This is a genomic window from Maricaulis sp. ABE4_448 (genome assembly GCF_056160825.1).
In genome coordinates this window covers 434,870-449,516 of sequence record NZ_JBSWXX010000003.1, presented here as the reverse complement: position 1 = coordinate 449,516, position 14,647 = coordinate 434,870, and the positions used below count along the sequence as shown (strand labels likewise).

The following is a 14,647-nucleotide window of genomic DNA, read 5'->3' as shown; positions in this document are numbered from 1 at the left end:
CGAAGACCTGTGGTCACATCAGCATCGTCATCGGGTCTTCGACGAAGGTCTTGAAGGCCTGCAGCCATTTCGCGCCGGTGGCGCCGTCAACCACGCGGTGGTCGCAGGTCAGGGTCACCGTCATCACCGTGGCAATCGCCAGCGTCCCGTCCTTGACGACCGGGCGTTCTTCGCCGGCCCCGACCGACAGGATCATGCCCTGGGGCGGGTTGATGATGGAGGCGAAGCTGTCGATGCCGAACATGCCCAGATTGGAGAGCGAGAACGTCCCGCCCTGGAATTCCTCGGGCTTCAGCTTCTTCTCGCGGGCGCGGGCAGCCAGATCTTTCATCTCGCGGGAGATCTCGACCAGGCCCTTCAGATCGGCGTCCTTGACGATCGGCGTGATCAGACCGCCCTCGATCGCCACGGCGACGGAAACGTCGGCATGGCTGTGCCGCGCGATATGGCCGCCCTCGATCCAGGAAGAATTCGCCGCCGGAACCTTCTTCAGCGCCAGGCCGGACGCCTTGATCAGGATGTCGTTGACGGAGACCTTGTCGCCATCCTTCTCGGCGGCGGCATTGACCCGCTTGCGGAAGTCCAGCAGCGCATCGATCCGGCAATCCACATTGAGCGGGAAGTGCGGGATGTCGCGGAAGCTCTCGGACAGGCGCTTCGCCGAGATCTTGGTGATATTGTCGGCCTTCTCGACCTCGTAGCGGTCTCGGGCAATGCCATAGGCCTTGAGCGGATCGTCCATGTCGACCGGAGCCGCGGCCGGGGCCTCGGCAGCCTTGGACGGCGCGGCAGACGGCTGGGCCTTCTCGACGTCACGCTTGACGATACGGCCATAAGGGCCGGAACCCTCGATGGTTTTCAGGTCCAGACCTTTGTCGGCGGCGATGCGGCGCGCCAGCGGGCTGGCCTTGATCCGGTCGCCATCCCGGGACGGCGGCGGCGGTGCCTTGCTCCCGGCGGGCACATCTTCAAGCTTGCGCGGGCTGGCGCTGCCGGAAGGCTGCGACTTGGGTTCCGATTTGGCTTCCGCCTTGTCGTCCGATTTCGCCTCGGCGTTGTCCCCGTTCTTGTCGTCGCCCTTGCCGGCGTCCTTGAGCGCGCTCTCATCCTCGCCCTCTTCCAGCAGGATGGCGATGACGGCGTTGACCTTCACGCCTTCCGTGCCTTCGGAGACCCGGATTTCACCGACCGTGCCCTCGTCGACGGCTTCCACTTCCATGGTCGCCTTGTCGGTCTCGATCTCGGCAATGACGTCACCGCTCTCGACGGTATCGCCCTTTTTCACATGCCATTTGGCCAGTATGCCCTCTTCCATCGTGGGCGACAGGGCGGGCATCAGGATTTCGATCGCCATGGGTCTTTTCCTCGTTCAGGTCGCGCAAATTCCCTGATGTGGCCAACAGTGAATTTGCGCCAACTCCTTGCTCTATCGCGATTACGAACTGCGAAACCGGTTCCCACTTTCGCTGCAATCGCTTGGTGGAGCCATGTCCGGATTAATCTTCACAACATTGTCTTCCCAGTTCGCGCCGTCGAATTCCTCGAGGCGGAGCTGGAGATTGGTGTCTGCATCCAGGCAGCGCAGATTGACGGTCCAGCCGTCCGGATGCGAGCGCGGGACATAAAAGGCCTTCACACCGCAGCGTGAGCAGAACATGTGCTTCGCCGTGTGGCTGCCGAACGTATAGGTCGTCAGGCTCTCGGCGCCGCGTTCGATCCGGAAATCATCCTTCTCGATGATGAGATGGATAAAGCCGGACTTGGAACAGACCGAGCAATTGCAGGACAGCGCAACGACGCTGTCCGGCAGGTTCACCGCAAAGCCGACCTCGCCGCAATGGCATTCGCCGTGGCGCCAGGATTTGGTGGGGCTGTTCATTGCTTCAATATTTCCCCTCGCACCTGATCGGTAGGTTCAAACCACTCAGCATCGAATGCCGCACGAATCTTCGCCAGTGCATCAGACTCTGTTTCGCACCGCCCCGATTGGACGAACGCACTGGCGTAGTGGCGAGCGATATCAGCAAGGAACACACCCGCAAACGACGTCTGGTCGAACATTTCCGCATCTAGCTTCACGACGAGTTCGTTGTTGTGGGACCAAGCTCGAAAAAACTCGACCCCCTCGCCGCCGGTAGGGTCGTTAACCTCGTCATAGCCGCGCCGCGACTTTTGTTTGCTGCCAAACCAGCCGAACACCACCCTACTCCGCGTAGCAGACAGCCTTCGCTGCCTTCACGATATCCTCCACGCCCGGCAGGGAGAGTTTCTCCAGATTGCCGGCATAGGGCAGCGGCACGTCGGCTTGGTGGACACGGGCGGGCGGGGCGTCGAGATAGTCGAAGGCTTCCGCGGTGACGACAGCGGCGATTTCCGCGCCGACGCCCATCCGGCCCCAGCCTTCCTCGGTGCAGACGATGCGGTTGGTCTTTTTCACCGAATTGACCACGGTCTCGGTGTCCAGCGGGCGCAGGGTGCGCAGGTCGATCACCTCGGCGTCGATCCCCTCTTCCGCCAGCTTCTCGGCCGCCTCGAGGGCAAAGCCGACCATGCGGGAATGGGCAGTGATGGTGACGTCCTTGCCGGTGCGGCGGATCTTGGCCTTGCCGATCGGCAGCACCCAGTCATCCGTGTCCGGCACGTCGAAGGTTTCGCCGTAGATCAGCTCATGCTCCAAGAAGACCACCGGGTTGGGATCGCGGATCGCGGCCTTCAGCAGGCCCTTGGCGTCGGCCGCGTCATAGGGCGCGATCACCTTGAGGCCGGGCACATTGGCATACCAGGCTGAATAGTCCTGGGAGTGCTGGGCACCGACGCGGCTGGCCGCCGAGTTGGGGCCGCGGAAGACGATGGGACAGCCCATCTGGCCACCGGACATGTAGAGCGTCTTGGCGGCCGAATTGATGATCTGGTCGATCGCCTGCATGGCGAAGTTGAAGGTCATGAATTCGACGATCGGCTTGAGACCGTTGAAGGCCGCGCCGACGCCCAGGCCGGCAAAGCCGTGCTCGGTGATCGGCGTGTCGACCACGCGCTTGGGACCGAATTCCGCCAGCAGGCCGCGCGTCACCTTGTAGGCGCCCTCGTATTCGGCGACTTCCTCGCCCATCACGAAGACCGTCTCGTCGCGGCGCATTTCCTCGGCCATGGCGTCGCGCAGCGCGTCGCGCACCGTGGTCTCGACCATTTTTGTGCCTTCCGGCAGCTCCGGATCGGACGCATCCGGTGCGGAATGATCGACAAAGACCGGCTCGCCTTCCGGCGCTGCCGGCGTTTCGTCCTGCGCCTCGTCCGAACCGTCCTCATCGGACGCACTTGAGGCCGCAGCGCTTTCACTGCCGGCTTCGGGCGCCTCGATCTCGTCGGGATTCTCACCCTCTTCGGCCAGCAGGGCGATCGGGGAGTTCACCTTCACCCCCTCGGTGCCTTCCTCGACCAGGAGTTTGGCGACCACGCCCTCCTCGACGGCTTCGACTTCCATCGTCGCCTTGTCGGTCTCGATCTCGGCAATGACATCGCCGCTCTCGACGCTGTCACCTTCCTTGATCAGCCATTTGGCCAGCGTGCCCTCTTCCATCGTGGGCGAAAGGGCCGGCATGAGAACTTCAATCGACATGGCGTCTTCCCGTGTCCTGTCTTCAAACGGTTACCCGTCAGCCGTTGGCGGCTTCCGGCTTGTATCTCAAAGCGTGCTCACGCATGCGCGTGGCGAATTCCAGCAGCGTGTTCATCGGGCGGATCAGCACCTCGATCCGCTTCATGTGACCGGCATCGTCGAGCGAGATCTTGTCGATGCCGACAAGGCCCTTGCCGTCCACCGTGCCGGTGAATTCCAGGATGATCTCATTGCCGTCCACCCATTCCTGGCGGTAGGCAAAACCCTCGATCGTGGTGATCACACCCATCAGGATGTGCAGCAGATAATGCGTGTCGGCCGACGGCTTCCAGACGACTGGCGAGTGCAGCTCGCAGCCCTCTGCGATGATCGACGCCAGCAGCGTCTCGTCGCGCGTTTCAACGGCGCGGTGCCAGGTATCGAGAAAGTGCTTCACTTGCGGTGTCATTGGATTTCTCCCCTAAAACTCCGCCAGTCCCGCACAGGTTCGCCTACAAGGCGAGCGAGGTCAGCAGCTGTCGAGGGAGATGCAATGAAGAACAGGTCGCTCTGACCGCCATTATTGAAGGAATAAAGTCGCTTGGAGGGGTCTGCCATTTCGACGAGCTGATCGAAACGGACAAAGAACAAGGGATCGACCCAGTCGAAATCCAGTTGCATGGTCCAGCGCCGGAGTTCTCCTCCGAACTCGAATTCCAGTACGGCTTCGCCACCGCCGCTTTCCCGGACCTCCCAGCTTGCAAAGCTGTCGCGCGCATTCGACACCGCAACGATGCCCTCACCCAAGCGCATCAATTCGCCCAACAAGCGAACGTAAGACCCGTCATCCTCGATACACTCGAAATCAATCAGGGCAACATCATTGGAAAAAAAGACAGGCTCGCGCGCCAACTGTTCACGCGGATCCAGCTCCATGATGTTATCGGGCAGCCATTCCCGTCCCATCGTCCAGATCAATCCGGACGCAGCAGCCTGTTCATTGTTCTGACCGGCCGGTGGCGACGCTTCGTCCATAACCAGAAAGCCGTGCTCGATAGACCAGCGTATTGCAGGATCCTCATAGGTAACGACATCGTTCAGGTCGAAAGGTGCGTTCAAGGTCACGCCCAACTCGATCAATGCTTCGTAGGCACGTTCCTGGGCTGGTGTGACTTCGGTCATCGCCGTTCCGCCGATCGCTACCAACAGGCTGGATATGAGTGCCGCAACCGGCATCACACCTCCACCAGCACATCCGTGTAGAGCTCGGACGGATCCGGCTCGGGGCTGTCCTTGGCGAACTGGGCTGCGTCGTTGACGATCTTCTTCACCTCCTTGTCGATCTCCTTCAACTCATCCTCGGTGGCATGCTTGCCCTCGATGAGACGCTTCTTGACGAGATCGATCGGGTCGTGGTGCGAGCGGATGTCGTCGACTTCCTCGCGCGTGCGGTATTTCGCAGGGTCGGACATGGAGTGACCGCGATAGCGGTAGGTCTTCATTTCCAGAATATAGGGACCATTGCCGTCGCGGGCATGTTTGACGGCCTTGGCTGCCGCCGCCTTTACCGCCTCGACATCCATGCCGTCGACTTCCTCGCCGGGAATGCCGAAGGAGAGGCCGCGCTTGTGCAGCGCGGTTTCCGACGAGGCGCGCTTGACCGCGGTGCCCATGGCGTACTGGTTGTTCTCGATCACATAGATGACCGGCAGGTCCCAGAGCTTGGCCATGTTGAAGCTCTCATAAACCTGGCCCTGATTGGCTGCGCCATCGCCAAAATAGGTCACGGCGACCTTCTTGTTTTCCTTGTAGCGGTCGGCGAAGGCCAGGCCGGTGCCGAGCGAGACCTGGGCGCCGACAATGCCATGGCCGCCGTAGAATTGCTTCTCGCGGGAGAACATGTGCATCGAGCCGCCCTTGCCGCGCGAATACCCGCCCTCGCGGCCGGTCAGCTCGGCCATGACGCCGTTCGGATCCATGCCGCAGGCCAGCATGTGGGCGTGGTCGCGATAGCCCGTGATCACCTGGTCGCCCTCTTCCAGAGCCGCCTGGATGCCGGTGACGACCGCTTCCTGGCCGATATAGAGGTGACAGAAGCCCGCGATCAGGCCCATGCCGTAAAGCTGGCCGGCCTTCTCCTCGAAACGCCGCATCAGCAGCATGTCCCGATAGTACTGGAGAAGCTCGTCTTTTCCGGCGGACTTGGCCGAGGTTTTCGATGCGGTGGTCTTGGTCGTACGCTTGGAAGCCATTTCTTCGCACGCGAAATAAAGCTTCGCGCTCCCATCTGACGGTCACTGCCGCATATCAGATGGATGACGGCAACGGCAAGCTCAAGCCGCAAAAAAGGGCATGCTGCAGACGCGTTGGCGGTGGGGAACGGTCCTTCTCCCCGACCGGTGAGAAGGTGGGCGAAGCCCGGATGAGGGGCGCGCGGCGAAGCCGTGCTACTGATGATTTTGGTCGTTCTGATTTAGCTGACGCGCAGGAGCGGGATAATCCCTGAAGGCCGCCTAGCGGCCGCCCCTCACCCTGAGCTGCGCTCGGACCTCTCCCCGGGCGGGGAGAGGATGGGATCGCAATACCCCCTAGCGCTGCGGAGCGGGTTCGATCTCGACGATGAATTCGCGGGGGTGGGCGACATTGAGGATGTCGCGGGCGCGTTCCTCGACATAGTCGAGGTCGAGACTGTCCGAGCGCAGGCGCGCTGCGGTCTCTTCAAGCTGTTCACGTTCAGAAACAGCGATGGCGAGTTCGGCCTCAGCGGCGCGAATCTCGTTCTTGACGACAATCCAGTTCAGAACGCCCTGCTCGCCGGTGAGCGCGTGATAACCGAAATAGGCAATCGCCACCGCAAGAAAGGCACTCGTCCCGAAACGCTTGATCGCGTCCAAATCCACCACCTGTAACTGGCCGGTTGTCCCGCACCGGCTTCATATCCTGCCAGTGATTCAACACGAGCAGGCTTTAGGAACGGTGAATCCAGGATTCAGGACTGGGTAAGGGATTGGGTCGGATTGCGGCGGACCGGTCCTAGGCCAGCCCGCTGTCGCCGGCATAGATCGCCGTGTCGCCCAAGAGGCTTTCGATGCGCAGCAGCTGGTTGTACTTGGCCGTCCGGTCGGAGCGGGCCAGGGAGCCGGTCTTGATCTGTCCGCAATTGGTGGCAACGGCCAGATCGGCAATCGTGGCATCCTCGGTCTCGCCGGAACGGTGCGACATCACCGCGCCATAGCCCGAGCGAAGGGCGATATCGACGGCGTCGAGCGTTTCCGACAGCGTGCCGATCTGGTTGACCTTGACCAGGATGGCGTTGGCAGCGCCAGTCTCGATCCCGTGCACCAGGCGTTCCGGATTGGTGACGAAAAGATCGTCGCCGACCAGCTGGCAGCGCTCGCCGACGCGTTCGGTCAGCTGTTTCCAGCCGTCCCAGTCATCCTCGGCCATGCCGTCTTCGATGGAGACGATCGGATACTTGCCGACCAGTTCTTCCAGATACTGGGCGAAACCGGCCGAGTCGTGCGTGACGCCAGCACCGGCCATCACATACTTGCCGTCCTTGAAGAATTCGGTGGAGGCCACGTCGAGTGCCAGGGCGACGTCCTCGCCCGGCTTGTAACCGGCCGCCTCGATCGCCGCCATGATCACGTCGAGCGCCTGTTCGGCCGAGTTGAGATTGGGCGCGAAACCGCCCTCATCGCCGACATTCGTGTTCAGCCCGTCGGCCTTCAGGCGCGATTTGAGCGCATGGAACACCTCGGCGCCGCAGCGCAGGGCTTCGGAGAAGGTCGGCAGGCCGACCGGCATGATCATGAATTCCTGAAAGTCGATCGGATTGTCGGCGTGGGCGCCACCATTGATGATATTCATCATCGGAGCCGGCAGAACGCGGGCATTCATGCCGCCGACATAGCGGAAGAGCGGCTGGCCCTGGACATCGGCTGCGGCCTTGGCCACGGCGAGCGATACGCCCAGCATGGCATTGGCGCCCAGGCGCGACTTGTTGGCCGTACCATCGAGCTCGATCATGGCTTCGTCGATGCGGCGCTGATCCTCGGCATCCATGCCGGCGATCGCCTCGAAGATCTCGCCCTCGACGGCGGCACAGGCCTTGTGGACGCCCTTGCCGCCATAACGCTCGTCGCCATCGCGCATCTCGACCGCCTCGTGAGCGCCGGTGGAGGCACCGGACGGCACGGCCGCGCGGCCCAGCGAACCGTCCTCCAGCAGCACATCGACCTCGACGGTCGGATTGCCGCGGCTGTCGAGGATTTCACGGGCGACAATGTCGATAATGGCGGTCATGGCGACTCTCTTCGGCAAAAAGCGTGTTGCGCGCTTCATACCCAAGGTGTGCGCAGACGCAAGTCTGGCGCTGCCGGAAAGCCCGACATCCTTGCTAGAACAGGCCCTCGATTTCGCCATCCTCGTTGAGCCGGATGTCCAGGGCAGCCGGATGACGGGGCAGGCCCGGCATGGTCATGATACTGCCGCAGATCGCCACGACGAAACCGGCCCCGGCCGACAGGCGAACCTCGCGCACCTTGAGCACATGCCCCTCCGGCGCGCCCAGCTGCTCCGGGTCCGAGGAGAAGGAATACTGCGTCTTGGCCATGCACACTGGCAGACGGCCATGGCCGGCCTCCTGCCAGCGCTCCAGCTGAATCCTCGCGGCCTTGTCGATATCGACCTCGCCGGCGCGATAGATCCTGCGCGCCACGGTCTCGATCTTTTCAACCAGGGAGAGCTCATCGCCATAAAGCGGCGCAAAATCGGCCTCACCGCTGTCAGCCAGCGCCGCAACGCTGCGCGCCAGCGCTTCCGTGCCAGCTCCGCCATCGGCCCAATGCGTCGCCAGGACCGCCTCGACGCCGCGTTCGGCGCAGAAGGCCTTCACCGCAGCCAGCTCGGCCTCGGTATCGGCTGTGAAATGATTGATCGCGACAACGAGCGGCACGCCGAATTGTTTGAGATTGTCGATATGCCGGCCGAGATTGGCGCAGCCGCGCTCGACGGCCGCGACATTCTCCGCGCCCAGATCGCCCTTCTGCACACCGCCATTCATCTTCAGCGCCCGCACGGTCGCGACCAGAACGGCCGCCGCGGGGGATAGACCGCCCTTGCGGCATTTGATGTCGAAGAATTTCTCGGCGCCCAGATCAGCGCCGAACCCGGCTTCTGTCACAACATAGTCGGCCAGGCGCAGGGCCGTGTCGGTGGCGACCAGCGAGTTGCAGCCATGGGCGATATTCGCGAAGGGACCGCCATGGATAAAGGCCGGCGTGTGTTCCAGCGTCTGCACGAGATTGGGCTGAAGGGCATCCTTGAGCAGCACGGTCATTGCCCCGTCGGCGCCCAGTTCGCGGGCGGTGACGAGAGAGCGATCGACACGTTCTCCGACCACGATATTGCCCAGGCGACGCTGCAAGTCGTCCAGATCGCTGGCAAGGCACAGGATGGCCATCACTTCGGAGGCAACGGTGATGTCGAACCCGGCTTCGCGCGGCGTGCCATTGGCCGGCCCGCCCAGCCCGGTCACGACGTCGCGCAGGGAGCGGTCATTGACGTCCAGCACCCGGCGCAAGGCGATGCGGCGCGTATCGATGCGCAGCTCATTGCCCCAGTGGATGTGATTGTCGAGCATGGCTGCGAGCAGGTTGTGCGCGGCCGTAATGGCGTGGAAATCGCCGGTGAAGTGGAGATTGATATCGTCCATCGGCACGGCTTGGGCGCGGCCACCGCCGGCGGCGCCGCCCTTCATGCCGAAACAGGGCCCTAGGGAGGGTTCACGCAGGCAGATCGCAACCTTGCGGCCGATCCGCGCCAGACCGTCGCCCAGCCCCACCGTGGTCGTGGTCTTGCCCTCGCCGGCCGGCGTCGGGCTGATCGCGGTGACCAGGATCAGCTTGCCGCGGGGGCGGTCCTTCAACGTGGCGATATAGTCGCCGGACAGTTTCGCCTTGGTCTTGCCATAGGGTTCCAGCGCATCGGCCGGGATATCCAGCGCCGCGGCGATCTCCTGCATCGGCTTGAGCGTGGCGGCGCGGGCAATCTCGATATCACTGGCCATGGGCGATCCCCTTCTCGCCGGACCTGCAGGCGTGCAGTACCGGCATCCCCAACGAAAACGCGCCCGGTTTTCACCAGGCGCGCTTTGGAAACGGCAATACCGTCAGGACGGATCAGTCGTCCTTCGGTTCCAGGATCTGGCGGCCGCGATACATGCCCGACTTCAGGTCGACATGGTGCGGACGGCGCAGTTCACCGCTGTCCTTGTCTTCGATGTAGACCGGGCTAGCCAGCTTGTCGTGGGCCCGGCGCATGCCGCGCTTGCTCGGCGTGGTTTTTCTCTTAGGGACGGCCATCGGGCTCTCCGCAATTCTTTTAATCATGCTCCGGACGGCCCACGCCATCCGTTCGAGCCGCGCCGTATACAGGTTCCATGCACACGGCGCAAGCGCGGGCTTCCGTTATCGGCAGACCCGGTGGCCTGCCGAAGTGCCGGATCAGTTCCGGAAGGAGATGTCCCCGCCCATCGACGCGCTGACATCACGGTCGCCCGGTGAGCCGTAGACATCGATATCCGCGCCCATGGAAGCCCGGGCCTCGATCCGCGATGTCGCATGGACACTGGCATCGGCACCCGTCGACGCTTCCAGCTCCACGTCTTCGCAGACCAGATCCCGCGCATTCAGCGACACGCCGGTCGACAGGCCGATGACAAGCGTCTCGCAAGCGCCGGACAGGCGCGCGGCGGCACCGGTATTGATATCGACATCGAGATGCCCGGCCTGGATATCCGTCACGCGAGCCGAAATGCCGCGGCTGAAATCGAGCGATTCGAAATCGCTCATCGTGACGTGCACGACAACGTCGAGCTGACGATTGCGCATGAACCAGCCGGTATCCTGTCGGATGCGCAGCTCGTCGCCCTGCACCGCGACCTCGATACCGTCGAAATCACTGCCATTGCCCTCCAGCCGCACGCCCGGATTATCACCACGCACGATCTCGAGACGCAGGCCGCCCCGGGCCTCCACCCGGTCGAACGCCCCTACCTCGATATCGCGGCTGTCCTGTGCCCAGCCGGACCCGGCCAGCACCGCGGCGCCGCCCAGGGCTGCCAGAATGTATTTCGTCATATCCCGTTACTCCCGTTTCGCCCCCCGGCGTCATGAAGCATCGACATGATACCGGGATGTGTACGAGATGCACGCGGGAAGACGATCGGATGCGCCGGTCCTGCAAAAAAGGTGCTAGGCGGAACGGTACGGGAGGACTCACCATGGATCTGGCGGAATTCACGACCTGGTCGAAACGTATTGCCGACTGGTCGGCCGAGTATCTGCGCTCCTTGAGGGACCGCCCGGTCCGCCCGCGCACGGTGCCGGGCGAGGTGATCGCCACCCTGCCCGTCTCGCCACCCGAAGACGCCGAACCGATGGAGCGCATCTTCGCGGACTTCGAGGCCATCGTGCCCGACGCCATGACCCACTGGCAGCATCCGCGCTTCTTCGCCTATTTCCCGGCCAATGCCGCCCCCGCCTCCATGCTCGCCGAGCAGCTCGCCAACACGATGGCAGCGCAATGCATGCTCTGGCAGACCTCGCCGGCCGCGACCGAGATGGAAACGCGGATGATCGACTGGATGCGCCAGGCCGTCGGATTGCCCGAGGGTTGGCGCGGGGTGATCCAGGACAGCGCCTCTTCGGCCACGCTCTCGGCCGTCATGACCATGCGCGAACGCGCACTCGACTGGCGCGGCATCCGTTCGGGTCTGGCCGGCGAGATCGCGCCGCGCATCTATGCCTCGGCGCAGACGCATTCCTCGGTCGACAAGGCCTGCTGGGTCGCCGGAATCGGTCAGGACAATCTGGTGAAAATTCCGACCCGATCGGATCATGGAATGGACCCGGACGCCCTGCGCGACGCTATCGCCGCCGACCGGGCCGCCGGACACCGGCCTGCGGGCATCGTGATCTGCGTTGGCGGCACCTCAATCGGCGCCTGCGACCCCGTGGCGGAAATCGTGGCCGTGGCAGAAAAAGAGGATTTATACACACATATCGATGCAGCCTGGGCCGGTTCTGCCATGATTTGCAAAGAGTTAAGGGAAATCTGGTCGGGGGCGGAGCGGGCCGACTCCATCGTCTTCAATCCGCATAAATGGCTCGGCGCCCAGTTCGACTGTTCGATCCAGTTTCTGAAAAACCCGGCCGACCAGCTCAAATCCCTCACCCTGCGGCCTGATTATCTGGAGACGCCGGGCTTTGACGAGGTGGTGAATTACTCCGAGTGGACCGTTCCGCTAGGGCGGCGCTTCCGGGCGCTGAAGCTCTGGTTCCTGATCCGCGCCTACGGGCTGGACGGGCTGCGCCAGCGCATTCGCAATCATATCGACTGGTCACGCGAGGCCGAGGCGGCCATTGCCGCCCTGCCCGGTTTTCGCATCGTCACGGAGGGCCGGTTCAGCCTGTTCACCTTCCGCTTCGAGCCAGCCGGCAAGGGCGCAGACGCGGCGACAGCCGCTCTGCTGGAACGCATCAATGCCGACGGCCGCACCTATCTCACCCAGACGCGGTATGAGAGCCAATACGTCATCCGCTTCCAGGTCGGACAGTTCGACTGTACGCGCGAGGATGTGATGACGGCTGTGGCGGCAATCGGAGAGCTGGCCGATGGAGCCTAGCGTCCGCCTCAATCCGCCTTGGCGAAATGGGCCATCTGGTCGGCATGGGCCTTGATGAAGGCCTGACGGGCCGTCGCACGGGCGATATAGGCCCGGCAGGCAGGGTGATCGGCCAGAGCACCAAACCGGTGGACCAGGCGCAGCGCGTCCACCATCAGGATATCGGCGACGGTGAAACGCCCGGCCGCCAACCAGTCCCGGCCTTTCAGAACGCGTTCGAGATTTTCCAGGCGTGACGTCACGAATGCATCCAGCGCCTGCCGGCCCGGCGTCTCTTCGGTATCGCCCATGAATTTGAAGATCGACCAGGGCACGCTGGCCATCTCGATTGAATTGAGCCCGGCGATCAGCCATTCGATCGTTTCGGTCCGCCCGTCCGCGTCTTCAGGCATCAGCGTTTCGCTGCGCTCGGCCAGATAGAGGAGGATCGCCCCGCTCTCAAAAATCGGCGCCCCGCCATCGGTCAGCCAGGGCACCTGGCCGAAAGGCTGGCTGGCGTAATGTGCCGCGCTCCTGTCATGGAATGGCGTGCTCTCGACCCGATAGGCCAGCCCCGCCTCCTCCAGCGCCCAGCGGATACGCAGGTCGCGGACATAGCCCCGCGGCGTCTCCGGCACCCAGTCATAGGTCGTCAGGACGAGATCGGACATGGATGCCTCCGCAGTTTTGCTGAGGAGACGTTGTGTCATCCTTCCCCGGTATGGGGAAGGATGAAGCACGAACCTAAACCATCCGGCTCTGATGCAGCGCTGCAGCGATGAAGCTGGCGAAGAGCGGGTGCGGTTCGAAGGGGCGCGATTTCAGTTCCGGGTGGAATTGCACGCCGACAAACCAGGGATGATCCTCAATCTCGACGATCTCGGGCAGGATGCCGTCCGGCGACAGGCCGGAGAAGGTCAGCCCGCAGGTTTCCAGCTTTTCCTTCCAGGCCACATTCACCTCATAACGGTGACGGTGGCGTTCCTCGATATGAGCGGCACCATAGATCTCGCGGACACGGCTGCCCTCTTTGAGAACGGCCGGATAAGCGCCCAGACGCATCGTGCCGCCCAGATCACCCGCGGCCGAGCGGATCTCGACTTCGTTGCCGCGCGTCCATTCGGTGAGAAGACCGACAACCGGCTCGCCCTCGCTGGAGAATTCCGAGGAGACCGCATTGGGCACCCCGGCCAGATTGCGCGCCGCTTCCAGCACCGCCATCTGCATGCCGTAACAAATGCCGAAGAAAGGCACTTTGCGTTCCCGGGCGAACTTCGCCGCCGCGATCTTGCCTTCCACGCCCCGCTCCCCGAAGCCGCCCGGCACGAGCACGCCGTGCACATCTTCCAGAGGCTCGAAGGGATCGTCCTTCTCGAACTGCTCCGAATCCAGCCATTTCAGGCGGACCTTCACGCCATTGGCGATACCGCCATGGTTCAGCGCCTCGATCAGGGATTTGTAGGCGTCCAACAGGCCGACATACTTGCCCACCACACCGATCGTGACCTCGCCATCGGGGTTGTGGATCGTGTCGGAGATTTGTTGCCAGCGCGACAGGTCGGGATCCGGTGCATCGTCGATGCCGAAGCGGTGCAGGATTTCCGTATCCAGGCCCTGGCGGTGGTATTCCATCGGCACGTCGTAGAGCGAGGCCGCATCGCGGCCCTCGATCACGGCGCTTTCTCGGACATTGCAGAACAGCGCGATCTTGCGCTTGTCGCCGGGCGGGATCGGAATTTCGCAGCGGCACAGGAGGATGTCCGGCTGGATACCGATCGAGCGAAGCTCCTTGACCGAGTGCTGGGTCGGCTTGGTCTTCATCTCGCCGGCCACTTTGATGAAGGGCAGCAGGGTGACGTGCAGGAAGACCGCATTGCCCTCGCCCAGCTCCTGGCCGAGCTGGCGGATCGCCTCAAAGAAGGGCAGGCCCTCGATATCGCCGACCGTGCCGCCGATCTCGCACAGCACGAAATCGACATCGCCGGCATCGGAGAGCACGAATTGCTTGATCTGGTCGGTGACGTGCGGGATCACCTGCACCGTCGCGCCGAGATAGTCGCCGCGGCGCTCTCGCTCGATGATGCGGGAATATATCCGGCCGGTGGTGATATTGTCGGCCTGGCTCGCCGGAACGCCGGTGAAGCGCTCGTAATGGCCCAGATCCAGATCGGTCTCTGCCCCGTCATCGGTGACGTAGCATTCGCCGTGCTGGTAGGGCGACATCGTGCCCGGGTCGACATTCAGATAGGGATCGAGCTTGCGCAGGCGGACCTTGTATCCACGCGCTTGAAGCAAGGCTCCGATAGCGGCTGAAGCGAGGCCTTTTCCAAGAGAGGAGACCACGCCGCCGGTGATGAAAATATATCGCGGCATGGGCCGTCTGA

The 14,647-nt window shown here is 63.0% G+C and carries 15 protein-coding genes; 1 reads left to right on the top strand and 14 read right to left on the bottom strand.

The features are described 5' to 3' along the window. Positions 1-13: 13 nt before the first annotated feature. The 12 genes from ACXAJV_RS11175 to ACXAJV_RS11120 form a co-directional block, all read right to left on the bottom strand. Entirely contained in the window at positions 14-1,354 is a 1,341-nt protein-coding gene (locus ACXAJV_RS11175; protein WP_475085347.1) for a pyruvate dehydrogenase complex dihydrolipoamide acetyltransferase, read from the bottom strand. 81 nt (positions 1,355-1,435) lie between these two features. Continuing rightward, a complete protein-coding gene (locus ACXAJV_RS11170; protein ID WP_475085346.1) occupies positions 1,436-1,879 on the bottom strand; it encodes a GFA family protein in 444 nt (147 codons plus the stop codon). Then, positions 1,876-2,199, bottom strand: coding sequence for a DUF5076 domain-containing protein (locus ACXAJV_RS11165; protein WP_475085344.1), 324 nt, complete (start codon positions 2,197-2,199; stop codon positions 1,876-1,878). The genes ACXAJV_RS11170 and ACXAJV_RS11165 overlap by 4 nt, the downstream gene beginning before the upstream one ends. Positions 2,200-2,203: 4 nt before the next feature. Beyond that, positions 2,204-3,616: a pyruvate dehydrogenase complex E1 component subunit beta gene (locus ACXAJV_RS11160; RefSeq protein ID WP_475085343.1), complete on the bottom strand. Its 1,413-nt coding sequence runs from the start codon at positions 3,614-3,616 to the stop codon at positions 2,204-2,206. 37 nt (positions 3,617-3,653) lie between these two features. Next, on the bottom strand, positions 3,654-4,064 hold the full coding sequence (locus ACXAJV_RS11155; protein WP_475085342.1) for a nuclear transport factor 2 family protein: 411 nt from the start codon (positions 4,062-4,064) through the stop codon (positions 3,654-3,656). Next, positions 4,061-4,831: a hypothetical protein gene (locus ACXAJV_RS11150; protein WP_475085341.1), complete on the bottom strand. Its 771-nt coding sequence runs from the start codon at positions 4,829-4,831 to the stop codon at positions 4,061-4,063. Before ACXAJV_RS11150 ends, ACXAJV_RS11155 begins: the two co-directional genes overlap by 4 nt. Then, entirely contained in the window at positions 4,831-5,847 is a 1,017-nt protein-coding gene (gene pdhA, locus ACXAJV_RS11145) for a pyruvate dehydrogenase (acetyl-transferring) E1 component subunit alpha (RefSeq protein WP_475085340.1), read from the bottom strand. The genes ACXAJV_RS11150 and pdhA overlap by 1 nt, the downstream gene beginning before the upstream one ends. Positions 5,848-6,183: 336 nt before the next feature. Further along, positions 6,184-6,489: an FtsB family cell division protein gene (locus ACXAJV_RS11140; RefSeq protein ID WP_475085339.1), complete on the bottom strand. Its 306-nt coding sequence runs from the start codon at positions 6,487-6,489 to the stop codon at positions 6,184-6,186. A 139-nt stretch (positions 6,490-6,628) separates the two neighbouring features. Next, on the bottom strand, positions 6,629-7,900 hold the full coding sequence (gene eno / locus ACXAJV_RS11135; protein WP_475085338.1) for a phosphopyruvate hydratase: 1,272 nt from the start codon (positions 7,898-7,900) through the stop codon (positions 6,629-6,631). A 94-nt stretch (positions 7,901-7,994) separates the two neighbouring features. Next, entirely contained in the window at positions 7,995-9,665 is a 1,671-nt protein-coding gene (locus tag ACXAJV_RS11130; protein ID WP_475085337.1) for a formate--tetrahydrofolate ligase, read from the bottom strand. A 112-nt stretch (positions 9,666-9,777) separates the two neighbouring features. Next, positions 9,778-9,960, bottom strand: a complete 183-nt coding sequence (rpmF, locus tag ACXAJV_RS11125; RefSeq protein ID WP_271186700.1) for a 50S ribosomal protein L32 — start codon at positions 9,958-9,960, stop codon at positions 9,778-9,780. A gap of 141 nt (positions 9,961-10,101) precedes the next feature. After that, the gene (locus ACXAJV_RS11120) at positions 10,102-10,737 is read right to left on the bottom strand and encodes a head GIN domain-containing protein (RefSeq protein WP_475085335.1); all 636 of its coding nucleotides are present in this window, start codon (positions 10,735-10,737) and stop codon (positions 10,102-10,104) included. Positions 10,738-10,880: 143 nt separating this feature from the next. Here ACXAJV_RS11120 and ACXAJV_RS11115 point away from each other — a divergent pair, with 143 nt between their 5' ends. Next, positions 10,881-12,284, top strand: coding sequence for a pyridoxal phosphate-dependent decarboxylase family protein (locus tag ACXAJV_RS11115; RefSeq protein WP_475085334.1), 1,404 nt, complete (start codon positions 10,881-10,883; stop codon positions 12,282-12,284). 8 nt (positions 12,285-12,292) lie between these two features. Here the strand turns inward: ACXAJV_RS11115 and ACXAJV_RS11110 are convergent, their stop codons facing one another. Both ACXAJV_RS11110 and ACXAJV_RS11105 read right to left on the bottom strand, forming a co-directional pair. After that, complete coding sequence (locus tag ACXAJV_RS11110; protein ID WP_475085333.1) at positions 12,293-12,934, bottom strand: glutathione S-transferase family protein; 642 nt, start codon at positions 12,932-12,934, stop codon at positions 12,293-12,295. 73 nt (positions 12,935-13,007) lie between these two features. After that, complete coding sequence (locus ACXAJV_RS11105) at positions 13,008-14,636, bottom strand: CTP synthase (protein WP_475085331.1); 1,629 nt, start codon at positions 14,634-14,636, stop codon at positions 13,008-13,010. Positions 14,637-14,647: the final 11 nt, after the last annotated feature.

Excerpts from the sequence above, each read along its gene's own strand:
- ACXAJV_RS11175 (WP_475085347.1), bottom strand. The coding sequence starts at position 1,354 with ATGGCGATCGAAATCCTGATGCCCGCCCTGTCGCCCACGATGGAAGAG.
- ACXAJV_RS11170 (WP_475085346.1), bottom strand. The coding sequence starts at position 1,879 with ATGAACAGCCCCACCAAATCCTGGCGCCACGGCGAATGCCATTGCGGC.
- ACXAJV_RS11160 (WP_475085343.1), bottom strand. The coding sequence starts at position 3,616 with ATGTCGATTGAAGTTCTCATGCCGGCCCTTTCGCCCACGATGGAAGAG.
- ACXAJV_RS11155 (WP_475085342.1), bottom strand. The coding sequence starts at position 4,064 with ATGACACCGCAAGTGAAGCACTTTCTCGATACCTGGCACCGCGCCGTT.
- ACXAJV_RS11150 (WP_475085341.1), bottom strand. The coding sequence starts at position 4,831 with ATGCCGGTTGCGGCACTCATATCCAGCCTGTTGGTAGCGATCGGCGGA.
- pdhA (WP_475085340.1), bottom strand. The coding sequence starts at position 5,847 with ATGGCTTCCAAGCGTACGACCAAGACCACCGCATCGAAAACCTCGGCC.
- eno (WP_475085338.1), bottom strand. The coding sequence starts at position 7,900 with ATGACCGCCATTATCGACATTGTCGCCCGTGAAATCCTCGACAGCCGC.
- ACXAJV_RS11130 (WP_475085337.1), bottom strand. The coding sequence starts at position 9,665 with ATGGCCAGTGATATCGAGATTGCCCGCGCCGCCACGCTCAAGCCGATG.
- rpmF (WP_271186700.1), bottom strand. The coding sequence starts at position 9,960 with ATGGCCGTCCCTAAGAGAAAAACCACGCCGAGCAAGCGCGGCATGCGC.
- ACXAJV_RS11120 (WP_475085335.1), bottom strand. The coding sequence starts at position 10,737 with ATGACGAAATACATTCTGGCAGCCCTGGGCGGCGCCGCGGTGCTGGCC.
- ACXAJV_RS11115 (WP_475085334.1), top strand. The coding sequence starts at position 10,881 with ATGGATCTGGCGGAATTCACGACCTGGTCGAAACGTATTGCCGACTGG.
- ACXAJV_RS11110 (WP_475085333.1), bottom strand. The coding sequence starts at position 12,934 with ATGTCCGATCTCGTCCTGACGACCTATGACTGGGTGCCGGAGACGCCG.
- ACXAJV_RS11105 (WP_475085331.1), bottom strand. The coding sequence starts at position 14,636 with ATGCCGCGATATATTTTCATCACCGGCGGCGTGGTCTCCTCTCTTGGA.